The organism is Vibrio sp. YT-18 (genome assembly GCF_033337345.1).
Lineage (GTDB): Bacteria > Pseudomonadota > Gammaproteobacteria > Enterobacterales > Vibrionaceae > Vibrio > Vibrio alginolyticus.
The window spans coordinates 1-1,070 of the sequence record NZ_JAWOQO010000252.1 but is presented as its reverse complement, the minus strand read 5'-3'; the positions used below and the strand labels follow the sequence as shown (position 1 = coordinate 1,070).

At 43.6% G+C, this 1,070-nt stretch carries 2 protein-coding genes; both read right to left on the bottom strand.

The window, feature by feature from the left end; all coding sequences use genetic code 11:
• The coding region (locus tag R7M72_RS25780; RefSeq protein WP_318056553.1) for a glycyl radical enzyme domain-containing protein at positions 1 to 645 on the bottom strand (645 nt) is incomplete at its 3' end.
• Positions 646 to 824: 179 nt separating this feature from the next.
• Positions 825 to 1,070, bottom strand: a 246-nt coding sequence (locus tag R7M72_RS25775; protein ID WP_318056552.1) for a LysE family translocator, incomplete at its 5' end; no start/stop codon positions are given.

Genomic DNA, 1,070 nt, shown 5'->3' with positions numbered 1-1,070 from the left:
CGCAATATGAGGCTTGCTACAGTCACAAATGTTTGTCGTCGCCTGACGTAACAAATCATCTGGTGTGATCGATTCGTCGTACATAAACGTGAGATTTGGTGCAATTTGCTTGAGCTCTGCGTCCACACGCAAAATAGTGCGACAGATAATGTTGTCTGTCGGCCCGATATTCACGTGCATGAAGGCATCCGGCAACGTGCGATCCAACATGATCCAGAAATGTCGAAGTTTTTTGTAAATCTGCGCTTCAGTTTGGTCGTCTACATAAGGCATCATGACGTCGTCTAACTGCCCTAAATACACCGGAATATTAGTAACTGACGGCACATGATGATAAATGATGGTAAGCATATTTAGCGCATCATCAAAATCTTCTGCAGGTGACAACTCCAAATACTCAGAGCCTTGAGATAAAAACTTCGCATAGTCAGGTAAAACATAACGCGGTTTAAAAGGCGCATGACCTTCAAACATGTCACAAATTACGCCATCGCTCATCGCTTCACGAAGTGCTTCAGAAATGGGCATGTATGGAATACATGCTTCGGCTTGTAAAGCGAGGAAGTTAGACTTCTGTTTCGGAGACAAACGGCCGTCGGTTGCGATATTGAGAAAACGCTGTTGGAGTTCAGATAGGCTTGTCATCAAGGATGTTCCTGCAAAAAAGACCACGACATCTGGATCTGGGTAGGTACAGACCATTACCCCTAAAGGGCTAGAGTGAATTTTACGCCTAGTTAAGCCTTGCCACTAATGAAAAAAAACAAACCGTTAATTTCCATATTGGAAATAAGCTATCCCTAAATTAGGGGTTACCTCACAATCTAGCTGCGATTCGCCGTAGATAGCATCACACCAGCACTGATAAACACTCCACCCGTTAAGCGATTGAACAACTTAGCTCGTCCTGCTTCAAATAACCAATTGGATGTTTTAACCCCTAATAAGGCGTAAAAGGTTAACCAGCTCAATTCGAATACTACGAACGTACCCGCGAAAATCGCATATTGGGCCAGCAGCGAATCGGTTGGGTCAATGAATTGTGGGAATAGTGCCGTAAAGAAAATAAT